The sequence below is a fragment of the Phocaeicola vulgatus ATCC 8482 genome (assembly GCF_000012825.1).
Lineage (GTDB): Bacteria > Bacteroidota > Bacteroidia > Bacteroidales > Bacteroidaceae > Phocaeicola > Phocaeicola vulgatus.
Window position 1 is genome coordinate 2,787,596 of sequence record NC_009614.1, and the last position, 21,629, is coordinate 2,809,224.

8 protein-coding genes and 1 pseudogene are annotated in these 21,629 nt (G+C 46.3%); 8 read left to right on the forward strand and 1 reads right to left on the reverse strand.

Features of this window, described 5'->3' with window-relative positions:
- Positions 1–49 precede the first annotated feature (49 nt).
- Positions 50–4,117 (reverse strand): hybrid sensor histidine kinase/response regulator transcription factor, encoded by a 4,068-nt coding sequence (locus tag BVU_RS10910; protein WP_011965493.1) that lies wholly within the window; start codon positions 4,115–4,117, stop codon positions 50–52.
- A 403-nt stretch (positions 4,118–4,520) separates the two neighbouring features.
- Between BVU_RS10910 and BVU_RS10915 the strand changes: the two genes are divergently transcribed.
- From BVU_RS10915 to uxuA, 8 genes and pseudogenes are all read left to right on the forward strand, one after another.
- Positions 4,521–5,318 (forward strand): DNA-binding domain-containing protein, encoded by a 798-nt coding sequence (locus BVU_RS10915; RefSeq protein ID WP_011965494.1) that lies wholly within the window; start codon positions 4,521–4,523, stop codon positions 5,316–5,318.
- A 292-nt stretch (positions 5,319–5,610) separates the two neighbouring features.
- Positions 5,611–8,892, forward strand: coding sequence for a SusC/RagA family TonB-linked outer membrane protein (locus BVU_RS10920; protein ID WP_011965495.1), 3,282 nt, complete (start codon positions 5,611–5,613; stop codon positions 8,890–8,892).
- A 13-nt stretch (positions 8,893–8,905) separates the two neighbouring features.
- Positions 8,906–10,867 (forward strand): RagB/SusD family nutrient uptake outer membrane protein, encoded by a 1,962-nt coding sequence (locus BVU_RS10925; protein WP_011965496.1) that lies wholly within the window; start codon positions 8,906–8,908, stop codon positions 10,865–10,867.
- 684 nt (positions 10,868–11,551) lie between these two features.
- Positions 11,552–14,071 (forward strand): annotated as a pseudogene (locus BVU_RS22780) (family 43 glycosylhydrolase).
- 76 nt (positions 14,072–14,147) lie between these two features.
- Positions 14,148–15,674 (forward strand): glycoside hydrolase family 30 protein, encoded by a 1,527-nt coding sequence (locus tag BVU_RS10940; protein WP_005831617.1) that lies wholly within the window; start codon positions 14,148–14,150, stop codon positions 15,672–15,674.
- A gap of 5 nt (positions 15,675–15,679) precedes the next feature.
- Complete coding sequence (locus tag BVU_RS10945) at positions 15,680–18,073, forward strand: sugar-binding domain-containing protein (RefSeq protein ID WP_005831615.1); 2,394 nt, start codon at positions 15,680–15,682, stop codon at positions 18,071–18,073.
- 5 nt (positions 18,074–18,078) lie between these two features.
- Positions 18,079–20,421, forward strand: coding sequence for a glycosyl hydrolase 115 family protein (locus BVU_RS10950; RefSeq protein WP_005831613.1), 2,343 nt, complete (start codon positions 18,079–18,081; stop codon positions 20,419–20,421).
- 15 nt (positions 20,422–20,436) lie between these two features.
- Positions 20,437–21,624, forward strand: coding sequence for a mannonate dehydratase (gene uxuA / locus BVU_RS10955; RefSeq protein WP_005831612.1), 1,188 nt, complete (start codon positions 20,437–20,439; stop codon positions 21,622–21,624).
- Positions 21,625–21,629 lie beyond the last annotated feature (5 nt).

Genomic DNA, 21,629 nt, shown 5'->3' on the forward strand with positions numbered 1-21,629 from the left:
TATCGGCTTAACTTCCTAACTTCTTTCTGCCCCTCCTCCGGTATCAAGTTTACCCCTGTCTATATCGTTTCTGATATTCGGATGGAGGAATGCCATATTCTTTTTTGAAACAATCGCGGAAGTGTGCCATATTGTTAAAGCCGGTCATTGAGGCGGCTTCTGACACATTATGTTCTCCTGTAAGTAATAGATGTGCACTATTTCTTAGCTTAATCTTTCGAACAAATTCATTGGGACTAAGTTCTGTCAAAGCTTTTACTTTACGATAGAAGGCAGAATAACTCATGTTCATACAATCAATCATAAAAGCGGTGTCTATTTTCTCTACATCCAGATTATCTTCTATCAATGAAGTCAATTTAGAGAGAAAGGCTTCGTCCAATCTGTTCAATTGCGGATGAGGGGATGAAGTAGATTGTCGCTTTTCGGTGTTCTTGACCACCGTAGACGGAACATTTTCCACAATTTGCCGGGCAAGGCGTTTCCGCATCTCCAACAAGTTCTTGATGCGACTCCTCAATAGTTTCGCACTGAAAGGTTTGGTCAAGTAAGAGTCGGCTCCACTGTCGTACCCCTCTTCTTTATCTTGTATGGAGTCCTTGGCTGTAAGGAGGATGACAGGGATGTGGCTGGTATTCATGTTCTCCTTGATGCCCTTGCACATGGCTATGCCATCCATTTCCGGCATCATGATGTCACTCACTATAATATTTGGAGTGTATCTTAACGCCAAAATCAGACCCTCCTTTCCGTTATTGGCTTGCAATATTTTATATGTATCTTGTAATTCATTGGCTATATATTCCCGGATGTCAGCATTGTCTTCCACCACCAACAGAATAGGGAATGCACTTTCCGGTTCGGCATCTTCTGCCATTTCCTTTACAACAGTAACCACTTTTTCTTCCTTGTGCAATGCCTCGGGGTAATTGTAATCGGTTTGTATGCGGAAGCGGAAAGTCGTTCCTTTCTCCACGGCACTTTCCACCTCCAGTGAACCGTGGTGCAAATCAACGAGCGACTTCACCAATGCCAGCCCGATACCGGTACCCGAAGCCTGGTGCTTGCCCTTCGCTTGATAGTATCGGTCGTAAATGTGCGGCAAGGACTCTGCGTCAATTCCATAGCCAGTATCTGCCACTATCATTTCTACATAGCTTATGCCATTTGCCTTTATTCGGTGCATGGAGAGTGTGATATGTCCTGCCCGAGTGTATTTGATGGCATTGGACAACAGATTGTTAAGTATGATCGTGATGATATCCGCATCGAAATAGATATTTTCCTGTACAGGTTCCACTTTGACATTGATTCTTACATGCTCATTTTGATTCAGCTCCTTATATCTCAATCCTATTTCTGTAATCAGATTGCTCAGGTTGCCTTTACCCACAGTCAGTTGTCTGTTTTGAGTTTCGGTCTTGCGGAATTCCATCAGTTGGTTGATAAGATTGAGCAGTTGCACGGCACTGCGGTATATGGTCTGTATTTTTGTACGGAAAGCGGCGGGTATGCCTTTGTTATCCTTTAAATCCTCCAACGGACCGATAATCAGCGTAAGCGGAGTACGTAATTCATGTGCGATATTTGTATAGAAGCGAAGCCGTTCATTGTGCAGTTCTTGTTCTTTCTGCCGATTTCTCTTTTCCATCTCCAGCGAGTTTTTCTCCACCTTTAAAGAACTCTTCAGCAGCAGTCTTTTTTTGTATGAACGGAAGATGAGATAAATAATGCACAATATTAATAAGGTATATAATGATTTGGCATACCATGTTGCCCAAATCGGCGGATTAATGACAATGTGTATGGATGCAGTATTTTTTTCATCCCATTCACCATTTTTCAGCCGTGCTTTAACTCGGAAGATATATTTACCCGGATCTATGTTTCGGAAGGTTATTTGTTGTTCTCCTTCGGTATCATACCACGTTCTGTCCAGTCCCTCCATTTGGTAGGCATACTCAACTAGACCTTCTTGTGCGTAATCTGGTACGGTGAATAAAAAGCGGAATGTATTGCGGTAATAAGGCAGGCTGATTACCCCTTTGTCATTGGGAACTGTTGTTTCTGCTTTTCTGTTTATTACCTTACGGTCAAAACTTTCGCAAGCGATGAGTTGGATAGGGGAGACAATATCCGTATTATTGATAAGTTGTGGATTGAAAGAACAGACACCATGTAAAGAACCGAAGCAGATAGTTCCGTCCGGCAAGATAGTTGCCGAGCCTTCGATAAAGCCTCCTGCAGGTATCCCGTTGTGATAATCATAATTGTAGAATTTCTGGCGGTAAACATTAAAACAGGCAATCCCCGTATAGGTACTTACCCAAATATTACCCAGTTTGTCTTGCTGGATGGCTCGGATATGGTTGTCGGCAAGTCCATACGCCTCATCGTATAATATAGTCTGTTCCGGTTGGTCGGTATCTTTCACATAGACCAGTCCATTATATGTAGCTATCCACAGTCCGTCATCCCGGTCTCGGTAAATTTGATTGATGTTATTGGTACGCAGGCGATTGCCGTCATACAGTCTTGTCAATTGTTTATGGTTTGCATCAACAACGTAGATTCCTACTCCCAATGTCCCTATCCATATTTTTCGTTGTTTATCTTGCATAAGAGCGAATGCAATCGGATTCCACCGTTTCCACTCCGGTACATTCCATCTTTGGATGCTATCATGGTGGCTGATATAGACTCCTTCCTCACTTCCTATCCACATTTGTCCTTGTTCATCTTCGTAAAAAGTGCGTACATCTATATTCTCCATACCCAAATCAATACGCTTGAAAGTATCATTCTTGGGATCATAGCGTAGTACTCCTTCGTCATCAATACCCATCCAAAGTCTACCTTGGCTGTCTTGTTTCATACTATAAATAACGGAATAAGCATGTGACAAGTGTGAAGAAACATTCCATTGCTTTTTTACTTTGTTGCCCTGCCAGCAGGTTAACGTATTTTCTCCTCCCAGCCATATTTCCCCTCCGCTATTCGCTTCTATGCTATACACTCGGCTGGGTGTTTTCACTCCATCCTTTTCACTATAGAAGGGCAGGGTATGGAAAAGGGGGCGGTTGTTCTCTATGAAGTCAACGCCAGTACTATGGTTACCTATCCAGATATGGCCGAATTTATCCTGCATTATGACACGCGTGTTGGGGGATGAAAGTCCGCTATTGATGTGAGTGATGTTCTCAAGGTGTAATTGGTCTTCCTGTCTCTTTAGCTCAAAATTGTTTAAGTCGAGTGTGCTGATTCCTCCTAAATCCGAGGCTATCCACAATACATTGTTTGTTGTTTCCGTGATATGATGTACATTGTCTCCAACCAAAGATTGGAGATTGTCGTCTTCATGGCGAAAGGAGGTAAACTCTTCTGTCATCGGATTAAATAATGCAAGCCCACCATTTGTCCCTACCCATATATTTTTTTTATGGTCTATGTAAATGCTTCGTACATTGTTTCCTGGCAAACTTTGGGGATTTTGGGCATCATGATAGAATTTTTTCACCGTTTTATTTTTCAGGTTGATTATGCTCATCCCTTCAGTAATATGTCCTACATACAAATAACCGTTGTTGTCATCTCTGCAACAACGATTGCAGTCTTTCAATCCTGATAGTGTAGAAGAATTATAGACATATATCTTGTGCGTATTTCGGTTGTAATAACTTATTCCGTTATCCACATGAGTAATCCATAAACCTTCATCACCAGCAGGCATGATATCTGTGATAGCATCACTGGCAAGTCCTTCTTTGGTACTCAGGTGGCTGAATTGCGATGTATGGCAGTCGAATATGCTTATGCCTTTTTGTCTGGAGCCTGCCCATACGCTATTGCTCTTCGCATCATAGTACACGGTTGTCAATTCATTGCTTGCCAATCCGGAGTTGTTTTCCCGGTATATGGTATTTCCGTTGCCAGTCCATCGGTTCAGTCCCTCTTCGGTGGCAATCCAAATAAACCCTTTTCCGTCCACGTCCATATCCCGTACAAAATCATTCGATAACCCATCGCGACTACTGATGTTCTTAAACAAGTAGTCAGACTGTGCGATGATGGGTATACATGAAATTGTAAGAAATAATAGTATTAGTACTTTTTTCATAATATATTCGATTAGGCTATTTTTTTATTATCTTTTCTTTTTATGTAGACAAATATTGCTTTGACAATGACAAAGATAATGTTTCATGGTGAAAGGAACAAAAAAATGGAAATGAAGAGTATTGTCTGCCATACTTGTGTCGAAGAAAAAAGATTTCCATCGCTTTGTGAAAGATTTCCATCGTTACCGTTATTGTTTTTCCATCTGTCGTCATGCTTCTAAATATTTAGAAAGAATAGTAGCGGCATAAGGAAGATTTACCTCTCATTCGTACCTCTCATTTTCTATATATTTGCAGCGTTGATATGACATATTAGTTTATTCTATTTTGATATATAGATAATTTTGTCATATCAATAATGCAATATTATATTGCCAATGTTAACAAAAAGACTATGAAAGTATGGCAAAAAATGTATTGAAAGCATGGTTGGTAGACAACACGGTGACTACCGATGACAAGACGGACAAGATTTTCCAATTGGAGACTACCCGCAGCATTGACAAGGAAATCATCTTGGATCGCATGGTGGCAAAGAATCCCGGTGTGCGGCGTGAGACGATGGCACTGGGCATCGAACTGATGGAAGAAGTGGTGGCCGAAGCGCTGATGAATGGTGAGAGTGTGAACACTGGGCTGTTCCGTGGCGTGGCACAGTTCCGCGGCGTGGCGAAACAGAACGCGTGGGATGCTGCGACCAACAGCATCTATGTTTCGCTTACCCAGGGCAAGGCACTTCGCGAGGCCATTAAAGATACACGTGTAGACGTGCTGGGCGAACGCCCCACAAAATTCTATATCGGCAGCGGGCAGGATGCCACCACTCGCGCAACGGACTTCAGCGCCACGGCAGGTCGCAACTTCACCCTTTTTGGCAAGAACCTCACGGTGGCAGGTACTGACCCTTCGGTAGGTGTCACGCTCGCTTCCGCCGCCACGGGAACCGTGACAAAAATAGACAATGACATGATTGTGCTGAACGAGCCTTCGCGACTCATTATCTTGCTGCCTGCATCGTTGGAAGACGGCGAGTATATGCTTACAGTGACCACGCAGTACAGAGGCGGTGGCGGTGCTCTGCTGAAAACACCCCGTAGTACCTCTCATACCATTTACATAGGCGGGGCACCCGAAACTGGTGGCTCTACAGGGCCCCCGGGAGATAGTGACGGAGATTTAAACGAAAACCCATTAGGATAGAAAAACATTATTGTATAAGCAATATAGATGAGTAAGGCATAGGTATCGTATAATTTAAGGTATAAGAAAGTATTCAGGATAACACATTTCTTCGGGCATACTTCAGACGAAACTTTAGACTAAGGTAAGCGAGAACTTTGACCAGAGGTGGTCAAGACCTTTGACTAAGTTGGTCAGTCACTTCTTCCAATGTCAGGCGAGACTTTCGTCCGAAATCCGAAGAACTTCTCACTTAGAAAAAAAGAAACTAAAAGAAATTAAGCCAAATGTCTAATAAAAAACAAGAAAGACAATGAAATCAGATTCATTCAGATTCTCGCGTAAGGCGACAGCCGTCTTACTGCTTTGTACCGGTCTCGTAGCGAGCCACCCGATTGCCCTGTGGGCAGAGGACGGCGTGACTACTGTGCAGGCCGTGCAGCAACAGCAAGTCATAGTGAAAGGTACGGTCAGTGATGCCATGGGACCCGTCATCGGTGCCAATGTTATTGAAAAAGGAAACAGAGGAAATGGAACCATTACCGATATTGATGGAAACTTCTCGCTCAAAGTGAAACCGGGTGCCACTTTAGAAATCCACTACATCGGCTATAAAACCGTAGAGGTAAAGGCTGTACCGGGAAAACCGTTGAATGTGACCTTGACGGAAGACAGCGAGATGCTAGACGAGGTGGTTGTTGTGGGGTACGGCACAATGCGTCGGAAAGATGTCACCGGCTCCGTCGTACAGATACGCCCCACAGCCATGCAGAACGAAGCCCCCAAGACCGTGCAAGACGTGCTTCGCGGTGCACCGGGGCTGAAGGTGGGACTCGACACGTCGGCCAAAGGCGGTGGCTCACTCGAAGTCCGTGGCGACCGCTCGCTGTCCAGCTTGACGGACGGCTCTCCGATGATTGTCCTTGATAATATGCCGTTTTATGGTGAGTTGTCTGAAATCAATCCTGAAGACATTGGGCAGATAGACGTGTTGAAGGATGCTTCGGCAGCAGCCGTTTATGGTGCCCGTGCGGCAAATGGCGTGGTCATCATCACTACCAAGAAAGGAAAGATAGGCAAACCTGTCATTAACTTCAGTGCAAAGGTGGGCTTCGTAACTAAAGCCAATTATAAAGAAGTATATGATGGTGACGGTTATATGAAGTACCGTGAAGACTGGTACAAGACCGCTACTTACGGAATGAATCCCGAAACCGGAAAGTATGAGGCATATCAGACGGGAACTATCAAGCCCGGTTATTATGACCGTCCCGACCGCTTGCCTGCCGGTGTTTCCATCGAAGACTGGCGCAACTATTCGGTCAATGCCGAAGGGCAGTCAGACCTCGGTATTTATGCCGACCGTGTGTTGACCCAGACAGACCAGTTGATACGTGACAACTTCCTTGCCGGAAGAACATACGACTGGTACAACAGTGCTTACCAAACCGGTATCAATCAGGATTATAATGCCAGTGTCTCCGGAGCGGGCGAGAAAATGAACTATTATATGTCCGTAGGCTATCTTCGTAACGAAGGGGTCATTCGGGGTACTGAATACCAAGCCATCCGTGCCAATATGAAATTGACTACCAACATTACCGACTGGCTGGAAGTCAGCGGCAATGTCAACTTCCAAAGCCGTAGTGATGGCGACCTGGCATTGAATGAAGGCTCCACTCTCGCCAACAGTCCCTTTGCCAACTACCGCGATGCGGATGGAAACCTTGCCGTACATCCCATGGGTGAGAAGAACACCTACAACATGGGTTATAACTACGACTTCAACCATCAATATGAGCAACTTGAAAAGGGATATTACGTGCTGAACTCCATTTTCACAGCCAAACTGAAACTGCCGTTTAACATTAACTATTCATTCAATGCTTCTCCGCGCCTCCAGTGGTTCTACGACCGCTGGTTCCAGTCATCCGAACATCCCGATTGGGATGCGGTAAGCCACGGTGCCAACCGTAATACAGCTTCAAAATTCGACTGGTCTATCAATAACACCTTGTCATGGGACCATACTTTCGTTAAGAAACACCACGTCATACTGACCCTAGTACAAGAAGCCGAGAAGCATCAGTCATGGTCGGAAGGTATTGCCGCCCGTAATTTCCAGCCCACCGATGTATTGGGATTCCACTATGTGAATACGGCAGGAAAATTGGAGAGCAGCTTCTCTTCAGAAGATACTTATCGTACAGCTGTAGGTTTGTTGGGACGTCTGTTCTACTCTTACGATGACCGCTACATGATTACCGCCTCCGTTCGCCGCGATGCCTATTCGGCCTTCGGAGAGAAAGAACCTTGGGCCACATTCCCCTCTGTAGCCCTGGCATGGACTTTTACCAACGAAAAATTCTTCAAGTGGGAGCCAATGAGTATGGGTAAACTGAGACTCTCGTGGGGGGTGAACGGAAACCGTGCCATTAACAACCCTTATCTGGCACTTGCTACCCTTGACATCGGTGCCAAGATGTTTAGTTACTTGGATGCTTCGGGCAATCTGAAAGAGATGGAATACCTGAAAATCGGTCGTATGGCAAATCCTGACCTGAAGTGGGAAAAGAGCGAAGCCTACAACGTGGGCTTGGACTTCGGTTTCCTGAACAACCGCATCACCGGCTCTTTGGAAGGCTATGTGATAAAAACCAAGGATATGATTATGGGGCGTACGCTTCCTCCTTTCACCGGTTTCGATGAGATTGCCACCAATTTGGGAGAGGTACAGAACAAAGGTGTGGAACTGACCCTCAATTCGCAGAACATGGCTATGAAAAACTTCGAGTGGAACACCAGTTTCAGCTTTGCTTACATGAATAACGAAGTGAAGCATCTGTATGGCGAATATGAAAATGTGCTTGATGCCAACGGAAACATTGTGGGCAGCAAGGAAAAGGACGAATATGGCAAATGGTGGATAGGACGCCCCATCTCTGCGATATGGGATTACCGTGTCACCGGCATCTGGCAACCCGACGAGATTGAAGAAGCTAAGAAAGTAGGCCAGCTACCGGGTGACCCCAAAGTGGCCAACAACTACACGGAAGACGACATCATCAGTTCCGATGGCAGTCGTATCCCTGTTTATAACGACAAGGATAAGGAGTTCTTGGGACAAACTACTTCTCCTTACATTCTTTCCATGCGGAACAACTTCACTATCCTGAAAAATATCGACTTCTCCTTCAATCTCTATTCCTGTATCGGTTCCAAGATGAAAGACACCTCCTACCTGAACCAAGTGAACGCTTCAGAAATAGATTATGGCTTGAATCAGAGTATAAAAGAATACTGGACTCCGGAGCATCAGTCCAACACGTATGCACGGCTCAATTCTAAAGGACCTACGGGAGTAAATTCACCGGCAAGGTATATTGACCGCTCGTTCATCCGTCTCGAAAACATTTCGATTGGGTATACCTTCCCGAAATCCATTGTTTCCAGATGGGGACTTTCTAATTTGAAGGTTTATGGCACCATCCGTAATGCTGCCCTTTGGACCATGTCTCATTGGAAACTGAACGACATAGAGACCGGTGGTCTTGCACCTCGCACTTATTCTTTAGGTATAAATGTAACTTTATAAAACAGCACTCATTATGAACAACAATAGATTAAACAATAAGAAAAAAGGACTGTCTGGTTTAACAGCGGCTGCATGCGGCCTGCTTCTTCTCTGCGGATGCTCGGATTTTTTGGAGCCTAAACCGCTTTCCTTCTATGACCCGACAACCACATTTACCACAGAAGCCGGTCTGCAAGCCACCATGGCAGCTGCCGACAAGCAACTACGTGACATTTGGATAAACGGTGAAAGCAATGCTCTTGCCTTGGAATATCGCCTTTCGGAATTGGCGGCTAACGGGAAAACGGATGAAAGCAATCCTTTTTGTGACATCAACGGTACGCTGACACCTACCAACATGCGCGACCAGACCAGATGGTTCTGGAATGATGTTTATTACTCCGGCATCAAGTTTCCCAATACGATTTTGACCTACATCAACGGGGTGGAAGGGCTTGAAGAAGCCACCAAGAATGCCTATATAGGCCGTGCATATTTTCATCGTGCAATCCGTTACCTGAATCTGGTGTTCCAGTTCAAGGACATTCCTCTGCTGACCAAAGTCATTTCAGTACCTAAACAGAATTACGCTACTACTGACCGCAAGGCCATTTTGGATATGATAACCAAAGATATGGAGTTTGCCGTGGAATGGGTGCCCGAGCAAAAGGACATGGATATGGTCGGCCAAGTGAACAAGGGCGCATGCCGCCAACTCCTGATAAAGTGCTATTTGGCCACCGGGCAATGGGAAAAGGCAAAAGAACAGGCTGATATCCTTATAGATAAATCCGGTTATGAACTGATGAAAGAACCTTTCGGTACTTTTGTAGAGAGTGGGGAGCCTGAAACTTGGAAGATAACCCGTAATGTTATCTGGGATTTGCATCGTGCAGAGAACAAGCTGACGAGTGCCAACAAGGAGGTAATCTATGGCATTGTCAGCCGTGGATCGGGAAAATCCTTAAATGAATTTCATACTATGCGTGCCTTCGGACCGTTTTGGACAGATGCTAAAATCAAGGGACCGGATGGGAAACCTGGTGCTACGAATTTTGCCCGTAACAACGCCAAGTATAACAAAAAGTATGACTTTGTGCGGGTCATAGGTCGTGGTATAGCCAATATCCGTCCCACTTACTTCGCCACCCACACTTTGTGGCAGGTGAATGGTATGGACGATAAAGGTGACTTGCGCCATAGTGCTAAGGTGGGTAACTGGTTCCCCATGGATTCGCTGAAATACAATGACCCGGCATCGGCTTATTATGGCAAGACGTACGCAGAGGTACGTCCGGATTGTTCGCAAGACACCATCCGTTCCTGGTTCGATTTTCCTCTGTATAAAATCTATTTAAAGGATGTAGTAGCTGAAGGCAAGCCGCAAGAAAACAACTTCAAAGGCGCAACCAAAGGGTCTATCGCCGACTGGTATATCTATCGTTTGGCTGAGACGTACCTGCTCCGCGCCGAAGCTAAATTCTACATGGGCGATGCAACCGGTGCGGCAGACGATGTAAATGAAGTGCGGAAGCGGGCACATTGCGAACAACACTACACCACTGTTACCATCGGAGACATCATGAACGAACGTGCCCGTGAACTCTATCTCGAAGAGTTGCGTCAGGTGGAACTAAGCCGTGTCTCCTACTGCCTTGCACTGAGTGGAAAGCCTGATGAATGGGGGAATGTTTATGATGTGAATACTTACGATCGGCAAGAAGGTACTGATGCCAACGGGGGTAGCTATTGGTATCAGCGGATAGTGCATTACAGTGGCTTGTACAACACGGGCAAACCAATCAATGCCAATGGACGTGTATTCAACTACGAAATAGGTAAGCACAACCTGTACTGGCCGGTTCCCAACGAGGACATCAAGAAAAACACAGGCAGGCAAATGCGTCAGAATTTCGGCTACGATGGTTACGATCCAAACATCACGATGTGGGAGAATTGGGAGGATGCCGTGGCTGATGAAGACAAGACAGAATAAGATACTCAATAGGTTATAAAGTATATGTAGTATTATTTGTCGGCGAAATACGGTTTGTTTTGGGGGGATTGTATTTCGCCGACTTTGGTTCATGAGTTTTGTTGGAACCGAATAATCACCGGGCAGCGAGTCGGGAATATTAGATTCCGGCTGTGACTGAGGCTGATACCGGAAGCTATATTTTCTATTCCTAGTGATAAATGGGGAGAAACTGAAAGTTTTGTCGGGAAAGATAATCAGTAAGGGTACAACAAATGTGTTATTATGAGATTGATGATAAGAAATTTTTTTATTGCAATATGTTCTATAATTTTCTGTCCTTATAATCTGCAAGGACAAAATGGTGTTTCTTTAGAAACTAAATTAGTACATAAACTGACCTTAGTGGCAGATTCACTAACCAAGCATCTGAAACCTTGGACAGTCCCCGTTTCTATATTCGATGTACGGAAGTATGGAGCAATAGGTGATGGGAGTACGCTGAACACCACTGCTATACAGAAGGCAATCGACGCTTGCTTTGTCGCAGGTGGAGGAACCGTACGGATAGCAGGAGGAGAATACGTGACGGGCACTATAGAATTGAAATCCGGTGTGATGCTGGAGGTAGCCAAAGGTGCTCGCTTACTGGGTAGCACGAATTTGAAAGATTATCCAGACAAGGTGGAACGCTTTCAAAGTGTGATGAACGTGATACACAAATACCGCATTTCGCTGATTTATGCCGAACGGGCGGAACGTGTGGGCATTTGCGGGGAGGGTGAGATATACTTTCGCGGCGAAGCAAAGAATTTTCCGGGACCAGAGACCATCGGAGCATTGGAAGGACGTCCTTTCGGCATCCGCATGATAGAGTGCAACAACGTGGTCCTGAAAGGAATCACCCTGCGCAACTCTGCCGCATGGATGCAAAGTTATATTTATTGTCGCGACTTAATATTCGATGGCATTACCGTGTTTAACCATGCCAATCACAACAATGACGCACTTGACCCGGACGGGTGTAAGAATGTCATTGTAAGAAACTGTTTTTTCAGTTCGCACGATGATGCCATGTGTCTGAAAAGTGCCAGTGCCAAACCTTGCGAAAACATACTGATAGAAAACTCTACCTTCTACTCCACCTGCAATGCTTTTAAACTGGGTACAGATACTCAAGGCGATTACCGTAACATCATCGCTCGCAAGTTGGTGCTGGGTGGCCTTCCGGATGCTTCCCAGTCTTTTCGTAACCGCGATGACTGCAGTACCGGTATCACATTGGCTACCGTGGACGGAGGAAACATCGAGAACATCTTGATACAAGATATAGAGATAAACCGTAGCCGTTGCCCCATCTTTCTTCGTATCGGTAATCGCGGACGCCGGCTCAACGAGAAGATGGAGCATCCCGGATATTTGAAGAACGTGGTAATCAAGAACATCAAAGGTACGGACAACCGTCTGCAAGGCTCGCTGATTTCGGGTATCAAGGAATATCCGGTAGAAAACGTTGTCATTCGCAACATGGATATTGAAACTGTGGGTGGCGGCACTCAAAAGATGGCAACATTGGAAGTGCCGGAATTGGAAGGTGGTTATCCCGATGCACAGGATTTCCGTCGGAACGGTTTGCCAGCATTCGGTTTTTATGTGCGCCATGCACAGAATATCTATTTCAAAAACATCCACATTACGCCGAAGAAGGCCGAGGAACGTCCTTTGTTCCGTGTGGGCAAAGATGTAGAGAATCTCTGGGTGGACAGCAAGGAGATGGCGGATGTGAAATATACTTTCAGGAATCCCATTCTTGGCGGTGATTATCCGGATCCTACTATCATCAGAAGTGGAGAAGATTACTATATGACACACTCCGCCTTTAACTATCTCCCCGGACTGACTATATTCCACTCACGCGACCTTGTAAACTGGCAACCTGTTAGTGTAGCGTTGACCCGTTATTTGGGTTCTGTATGGGCGCCGGACATCTGTAAGTATCAGGGAAAGTATTACATTTATTTCACTGTGTCACAGGGTAATGATCGCTTCAGCAATCATGTGGTTTATGCCGATTCACCTGAGGGGCCTTGGAGTGAACCGGTGGACTTGAAGATTGGGTACTGGATAGACCCTTGTCATGTAGTGGATGAGAGTACTGGCTAGCGGTGGTTGTTTCTTAGCGGTGGGCATCGGGTGAAATTGACGGATGACGGGCTGTCTGTAGCTGGAAAGTTGGAGAAAGTGTATGATGGCTGGCCTATCCCACAGCATTGGACGGTGGAAGGCATGGCACTTGAAGGTCCGAAGATGAAGAAGATTGGCGAATATTACTATTTTCTGAATGCACAGGGCGGTACTGCAGGGGCACCCACCAGCCACATGGCGGTGGTAGCTCGCTCCAAATCGGTAGACGGACCATGGGAAAACAGCCCTTGCAATCCGTTGATTCACACTTACAGCGGTGAGGAACAATGGTGGTCGAAAGGGCATGCCTCGCTCGTTGACACACCCGATGGCAGATGGTGGGCTGTGTATCATGCCTACGAAAAGGATTATCTTACGCTGGGGCGGCAAACTTTGTTGGAACCGATAGAGATTACGGAAGACGGTTGGCTGAAAGCTCCTTTGGAGAAGAAAGTAGAAGAGGAAATACCTTCCCCCTTGTCACTGAACGGTGCGGCAGACCGTCACGCACGATTGGATGAGTTTCGCATTGGCTTTGACTGGAAATTCTACAAGCGTTACCAACCCAGACGTGTACGTGTGGAAGGCGACACGCTTGTGTTGCAAGCACAAGGTGGTAATCCGGCGGAATCATCGCCCATGATGTTCGTTACGGGAGCACATAAGTATGAAATCAGTGCTCGTATCGAGTGCGACAGTGCTGCCGTTGCCGGACTTATCCTCTACTATAATGACCGCTTCTATGTAGGCACGGGGTGTGATCGGCACAACCGACACAAGTGGCGACGGGGTAAGTATCGTGGCCGATCGGGACAAGGTGATTACACTGCTCTTTGGCTGAAACTGCGCAACGAAGACCATGTGGTGACCGGCTATTACAGCTACGATGGCAAAAAGTGGATGAAAGAGACATTCGGCATGGAAATTTCCGGTTACAACCATAATACGCTGGATGATTTTCAGAGTGTGTTGCCCGGCCTGTTCGTATATGGCAAGGGGAAAGCACAGTTCACTGATTTTCAATATAAAGAGCTGGAATGATGCATCTTATCGTGAATATGATTACTTTTGTCATGAATTTATCGTATGAATGAAATCTTTTAATTAAAGCAGATTTATGATTTTGGATTATTTTAATGTAAGAAAGCTTGTTGTGGTCGCAACTGTGGCTTGGGTAGGAAGTTTTCAGCTTTGGGGACAGTCTGTAATAAGAACCAGCAGTACCGAGAAGGCTGTCTGGCAGCAGTCTAAGGATAGGTTGAAAAGCACGGCGGAAGTATCGCCAATATTCTCTATAACGGGAAATGAAAAAGGTACCGAATGGAAAGCATGGGGAACGACTTTTAATGAACTGGATTGGGATGCGTTGCTGATGCTGACACGTGACGAGCAGGAAGAAATTATGTACAATCTTTTCGCTCCACAAGGTGATTTGAAGTTCACACGTGGACGTATTTCTATGAACTGTAATGATTATGGCCGTTCATGGTATAGCTGTGATGAAGTGCAAGGTGACTTGGAACTACGCTATTTTAACATTGAACGCGACAAGCGTAGTATCATCCCTTTGATTCGTGCTGCACAGAAGTACAATTCGGCTCTCACCTTTTGGGCTTCTCCCTGGAGTCCGCCAAGCTGGATGAAAATAAACAATGACTATCCGGTGGTGAGCAGCCGTCATAATCATGCCAATCCGAACATAGACTATCTGCTTTACGGTAGCGTGGAAGGTATTGATGAAAACGAAATGCAATTCTTGGGAGAACGCAAAGGTAAGTTTCCGCGTCGGCTTGCCACGCAGGACTATTTCATTCAAGACCCGCGTTACTTACAGGCATACGCCAACTATTTCTGCAAGTTTATCGATGCTTACAAAGAGCAGGGCGTAAATATTGATATGATTATCTACCAGAACGAGGCTTATAGCTATACGCCCTATCCGGGCTGTGCCTGGACGGCAGAGGGAACCGTATGTTTCAACCGGGATTATTTGGCTCCGACACTCCGTTCACGTCACCCTGAAGTGAAACTCTATTTGGGTACGTTCAATACCAATCGTCGGGACCATGTGGAGAAGATACTATCCGACGGGGAGTTGCGTAAGAGCATAGACGGCATCGCTTTCCAATGGGAAGGCCGTGAGATATTGCCGGAAATACGCCGTCAATATCCCGATTACCATTACATCTGCTCGGAGAGCGAATGCGGCAACGGCAGCATGGACTGGAAAGCGGGCGAGCACACCTTTTTCCTGATCAGCGACAATGCCGGCAACGGATGCGACGAATGGTTCAACTGGAACTTCCTTCTGCCCGACAATGGAACCAGCCCCTGGGGATGGAAACAAAATGCTTTGATTCAGGTGGACTCTAAAACACGCAAGTTCCGCTATACGGCGGAGTATTATGCGGTAAAGCACTTTACGCATTATGTAATACCGGGCAGTCGGATGATAAACTACTATCCGCAGAAAGAGAAAAAGCTGTACACTGTGGTATGGCAAACTCCGGCAGAGGATTATGTGACGGTCATCGGTAACTTTGGTGACGCGGAACAATCCATCTCCATAGGCTTTGGAAAAAAGTTCCTCAATACAGTGGTAAAGCCCCATTCATTCAATACCTATTGTATAAATCATAAGTAATTCTCATGAAAAAGTTTATATCTATATCTTTCTTCACCTGGCTGTTTGTAATGTTCAGCTATCCTCTGTTTGTAGAGGCTGCTATGCCAGAGCGGAAACAGTTGTTTGATGACAATTGGCGTTTTAAACTCGGCGATACACCCGATGCCCCTTCACTTGCATATAACGATGTCGGTTGGCGAAGCTTGGATCTGCCTCATGACTGGAGTGTTGAAGCCGATTTTGATGCGGAGGTTCCTGCCGGAAACGATGGTGGCTATCTGCCTACGGGTATTGGATGGTACCGAAAGAAGTTCCACGTAGATAAGGTGATGGAGGGTAAGGAACTGCGCCTCTATTTTGAGGGTGTTTATATGAATTCGGAAGTATTTGTCAATGGAGAGCGTGCTGGAGGGCATCCATACGGTTATTCATCCTATTTCTGTGACATTACTCCTTACCTGCATTTCGGGCAGGAGAACATTGTAGCCGTACGTGTGGATAACTCCCAACAGAAGAACTGTCGTTGGTATAGTGGTTCAGGCATCTATCGCCACGTGTGGCTGCTGACTACAGAGGCGATATACATTGATGACTGGAGCGTTTATATTCGCCCGACTCAAAAAGAAGGCAGCGATGATTGGAATCTGGACATTGCCATGCGCTATATAGACAATGCCCGGACCGGGACAAAACCGGAAATCAAGCATACGATTTATGATGAGGCTGGCAGAGTGCTAGTAACATCCGCAAGCGGACACACGAAGCAATCGCTCTCTGTAAGTCATCCGAAACTATGGTCGCCGGATACCCCAAATCTTTATAAGGTATGTACGCAACTGATTGTTGGAGGCAAAGTGGTAGATGAGGTAACGAATATGACCGGATTCCGAAACATAACTTTCGACAGTCAAAAAGGCTTGTTTGTGAATGGTAAACCTATACTTCTGAATGGCGGATGCGTGCATCACGACAACGGCATATTAGGTGCGTGTTCTTTCGATGCAGCCGAAGCACGCAAGGTGCGATTGTTGAAAGAAGCTGGCTTCAATGCCGTGCGTACCTCGCACAATGTGCCTTCGGAAGCCTTTCTGCATGAATGCGATCGTCAAGGATTGCTCGTTATCGACGAGGCTTTTGACGGATGGCGTGATGCCAAGAACAAACATGACTATTCCGTGCTTTTTGACAAGTGGTGGAAACGTGATATTGAAGCGATGGTGCTTCGCGACCGCAACCACCCCTCCGTATTCTGCTGGAGCATCGGCAATGAGGTGATAGAGCGCAAGAAACTGGAAGTAATCACTACGGCAAAGAGACTTGCCGAACACGTACATCGGTTGGATCCTTCACGTCCGGTCACTTCTGCACTAACTACTTGGGACAAAGACTGGGAGATATTCGACCCGTTGGCAGCCGTACATGACATTGTAGGCTATAATTACCAGTTGCATCGTGCAGAATCTGACCACGAACGTGTCCCCTCCCGCATCATCATGCAGACGGAATCCTATCCACGCGATGCTTTCCGCAATTGGGATTTGGTAAACAAGCATCCCTATATCATCGGCGACTTTGTATGGACGGCATTGGATTATCTGGGAGAATCGAGCATCGGGCGTGCCTATTACAAAGGTAGGGAGAAAGACGGTTTCCATACCGGGCAGCTCTATCCTTGGCATGGTGCCTATTGTGGTGACATCGACCTGACCGGGCTGCGAAAACCCATATCCCATTATCGTGACATGCTCTACAACCCCGATAAGAAACTCTATATGGCCGTACGTGAACCCAATGGTTACCGGGGAGAAATAAAAGTAACTGATTGGGGTGTATGGCCTACCAGCGAAAGCTGGACTTGGAGCGGGCATGAAGGAAAACCGATAGAAGTAGAGGTCTGCTCCCGCTATCCCCGTGTGCGGCTTTTCTTGAACGATTCACTTGTGGACGAACGCCCGGCAGGCTATGTACAACAGTTCAAGGCTGTCTTTACATTGCCCTATCAGGCAGGTACACTGCGCGCGGTAGGTGTGGATGAGAACGGTATAGAGCAGGAAACCGTAGTGTTAAAGACTTCCGGAACTCCTGTTTCTCTACGCCTTACCACTCAAGATCAAACCATAAAGGCTGACGGACAAGATTTGGCTTTTGTTATCATTGAGGTCGTGGACAAAAATGGAAACGTAGTACCTGATGCTGCTAATGAAGTGGAATTTTCCGTTCGTGGAACCGGTATGCTGGAGGCTACGGGCAGTGCGGATTTGAAAGACGAAAAATCATATACGGCTCCCATACGTAAGGTCTGGAAAGGTCGTGCCATCGCTGTAATCAGAAGTACGAAACAAAACGGTAAAGTCAAACTGAAGGTGGCGTCAAAAGGACTTTCTCCGGCTTCAGTAATAATTAAAACTAAAAGATAAATAATATGAAAATAGGATTCCTAACAATTTTACTCTTCCTTGTCGTACAGACGGCATGGGGACAGTTCCGTGTGCATTCAGGTATGACGGTTACAGTGAACTGTGACAAATCGGAAGCTCCGGTGGTGCATACAGCCTTGGAATTGCTTCAACGGGATTATCGGGCTGTTTTCTCCGATTCTTTACATTGCGAAGAAACGCGTGGTAATATCCTTGTTGGAACTTTGGAAGTAAACAATGCGGTTGAGCAATCTAAAGCCGATCTTTCTGGATTGAAAGGTATGAGAGAAGCCTTTTTGCTGACTGTGTTACCTGACGGGCGGTTATTGATTGCCGGAAGTGACAGTCATGGTACTGCATACGGCATCATGGAACTTTCGCGATTGATAGGCGTGTCTCCTTGGAAGTGGTGGGCGGATGCCACTCCTATGAAACGAAAATCTTTTGAGTTGCCTTCCGGTTATCGGAATGTACAGGCTCCGTCCGTGGAGTATAGGGGTATCTTTATCAACGATGAGGACTGGGGGCTGATGCCGTGGAGCAGTTTGCATTACGAGCCTTGGTACAAGCCGGGACGCATCGGTCCTAAAACCAACGAACGTATTTTTGAATTGCTGCTCCGCTTGCGTGCCAACACTTATTGGCCGGCAATGCACGAATGCACGCAACCTTTCTTCCTGACAAAAGGCAATCGTGAGGTAGCAAAGAAATTCGGCATTTACATCGGAGGGTCACACTGTGAACCGATGGCTTCGAGCACCGCCGGTGAATGGAGCCGCCGAGGAAAAGGGGAGTATGATTATGTGAACAACAGTACTTCAGTTCGTAACTTCTGGGAAGAACGTGTGAAAGAGGTTGACGGGCAGGAGATTTTATATACGGTAGGTATGCGAGGTGTGCATGATGGTGCGATGAATGGTGCCAGAACGGTGGAAGAACAGAAGCGTGTACTCGAACGTGTGTTTGCCGACCAACGGAGTTTATTGCAGCAATATGTCAACAAAGATGTGACAAAGGTGCCACAGGTGTTTATTCCTTATAAGGAAGTACTTGATGTGTACAATGCCGGATTGGAGGTGCCCGAAGATATTGCGTTGATGTGGTGTGATGACAATTACGGCTATATCAAGCATTTTCCGACGGAAGCAGAACGTGCCCGTAAAGGCGGTAACGGCATCTATTATCATGTCTCGTACTGGGGACGTCCGCACGATTATCTTTGGTTAGGTACATTCAGCCCGTATCTGCTCTATCAACAGATGAAGCAGGCGTATGACCATGATGTGCGTAAGATATGGATTTTGAATGTGGGTGACATAAAGCCGATAGAATATCAGACGGAGTTGTTTTTGGATATGGCATGGAATATAGAAGAAGTGAATAAAGAAGGAGTTTCTGCTCATTTGAGCAATTTTCTTTGTCGGGAATTTGGTGAAAAGGTTGGTCGAGAACTGCTCCCTGTCATGCAGGAACATTATTGTCTTGCCCATATCCGCAAACCGGAATTCATGGGGAATACACGGGAGGAGGAATATCATACGAATGATTACCGCATTGTGAAGGATATGCCGTGGAGTAAAGAGTATATCCTGCAACGGTTGTCGGATTATCAGACTGTTTCGGATGAGGCTGAACGGCTGTCTGCGCAAATATGTGATGGACGTGAAGATGTTTATTTCCAACTGGTGAAATATCCCGTACAGGCTGCTGCTGAGATGAACAAGAAGATGCTCTACGCCCAACTTGCCCGTCATGGCGAAGCCGACTGGGGGCGGAGTGATGCGGCCTACGACAGCATCGTTTCATTGACTCGCATATATAATACAGGTATAAGGAATAATGGGAAATGGCATCGTATGATGGATCACCAGCCGCGTCGGTTACCTGTATTCGAACCGGTAGACCGTTCTGTCACGATGAAACCCATGAAAGAAGAGCGTGCGGCAATCCGTCGTTGGAATGCGGTAGAATGTGCAAAGGGGGATTTCGTCCCTTGTGAAGGTTTGGGATATGAAGGGAAGGCGGCTGTCATTCCTAAGGAGAAAGAGGTCACATTTGAATTGCCAGACTGTCCGTCTGATTCTGTAGAGGTAGAAGTCCGTTTGTTGCCTTCCCATCCCGTGGAGGGGACACAGTTGCGTTTCACTATTGCATTGGATAAGGAGGAAACTCTGCCTATCCATTACGAGACTAAAGGACGCAGTGAGGAATGGAAAGAGAATGTACTCAGGAATCAGGCGATAAGAAGAGTGGCTTTGCCTGCCCGGAAAAAGAAACTAAACAAACTTGTGATAAAGGCTCTTGATGAAGGTGTCATACTGGATCAAGTATCGGTTTATCCACTTTAATATTGCATAGAACGGATGGAAAAAACATGGAGATGGTTTGGCAAGAAAGATGAGATTACACTTACCATGTTGCGTCAGATAGGAGTAGAAGGGATTGTTACTGCTTTGCACGATGTACCTAACGGTGAAGTCTGGCCCTTGGAAACTGTCAAGGAAATGAAAGAGTATATAGAATCTGCCGGACTTCGCTGGTCGGTGGTGGAAAGTTTGCCTGTATGTGAGGCAATCAAGTATGCAGGCCCTGACAGAGACCGGTTGATAACAAACTATATACAAAGCCTTACCAACCTCGGCAAGGCGGGCATCAAAACTGTGTGCTACAACTTTATGCCGGTCATTGACTGGATTCGTACGGACTTGAACCATCCCTGGCCGGACGGCACCACATCACTTTATTTCAATAAAACACGTTTTGCCTATTTCGACTTGAAAATCCTGAAAAGGAAACATGCGGAAAAGGATTATTCCGAAAAGGAACTGATGGAGGTGGAAAAATTAGGCAGCCGCATCACTGGGGAGGAAGAACTGGAGCTGATAGATACGGTCATTGTGAAGACACAAGGTTTTGTGAATGGAAATATACGGGAAGGGGAGACTGAGCCCGTTTCGGTTTTCAGGAGGCTTCTATCCCTTTATGAAGGTGTGGACAAGGGCATGTTGCGCGAGAATATGCGTTATTTTCTTGCAGCCGTCATGCCGGTGTGTGAGAAATATGGCATTGACATGTGCGTGCATCCCGATGACCCACCCTTTCAGATGCTTGGACTTCCCCGTATCGTGACCTGTGAGGAGGATATTGCCTGGATTCTAGATGCCGTGGACAATCCACACAATGGGCTGACATTCTGTGCCGGTTCACTCAGTGCCGGTGTACACAATGACACCCGTGGGCTGGCACGCAGGTTTGCCGGTCGTACCCGCTTTGTCCATCTTCGCAGCACAGAGACTTTGTCCGGTGGGGATTTCATAGAGAGTTCGCACCTGTCCGGCCGGGGACATCTGATAGAACTGATTCGTGTCTTCGAATCCTCAAATCCCGGCTTGCCCATGCGGGTGGATCATGGCCGCATGATGCTTGGGGATGAGAAACTTGGATACAATCCGGGATATTCGTTTCATGGACGTATGCTGGCATTGGCGCAAGTGGAAGGGATGATGTCCGTTGTGCAGGATGAATTGCAGGAACAGCGAATGAGATTTTAAATAGT

What these genes read in the sequence shown, in the direction of transcription:
- BVU_RS10940 (WP_005831617.1), top strand. Translation starts at nt 14,148, where the DNA reads ATGATTTTGGATTATTTTAATGTAAGAAAGCTTGTTGTGGTCGCAACT.
- BVU_RS10910 (WP_011965493.1), bottom strand. Translation starts at nt 4,117, where the DNA reads ATGAAAAAAGTACTAATACTATTATTTCTTACAATTTCATGTATACCC.
- BVU_RS10915 (WP_011965494.1), top strand. Translation starts at nt 4,521, where the DNA reads ATGGCAAAAAATGTATTGAAAGCATGGTTGGTAGACAACACGGTGACT.
- uxuA (WP_005831612.1), top strand. Translation starts at nt 20,437, where the DNA reads ATGGAAAAAACATGGAGATGGTTTGGCAAGAAAGATGAGATTACACTT.
- BVU_RS10925 (WP_011965496.1), top strand. Translation starts at nt 8,906, where the DNA reads ATGAACAACAATAGATTAAACAATAAGAAAAAAGGACTGTCTGGTTTA.
- BVU_RS10920 (WP_011965495.1), top strand. Translation starts at nt 5,611, where the DNA reads ATGAAATCAGATTCATTCAGATTCTCGCGTAAGGCGACAGCCGTCTTA.
- BVU_RS10950 (WP_005831613.1), top strand. Translation starts at nt 18,079, where the DNA reads ATGAAAATAGGATTCCTAACAATTTTACTCTTCCTTGTCGTACAGACG.
- BVU_RS10945 (WP_005831615.1), top strand. Translation starts at nt 15,680, where the DNA reads ATGAAAAAGTTTATATCTATATCTTTCTTCACCTGGCTGTTTGTAATG.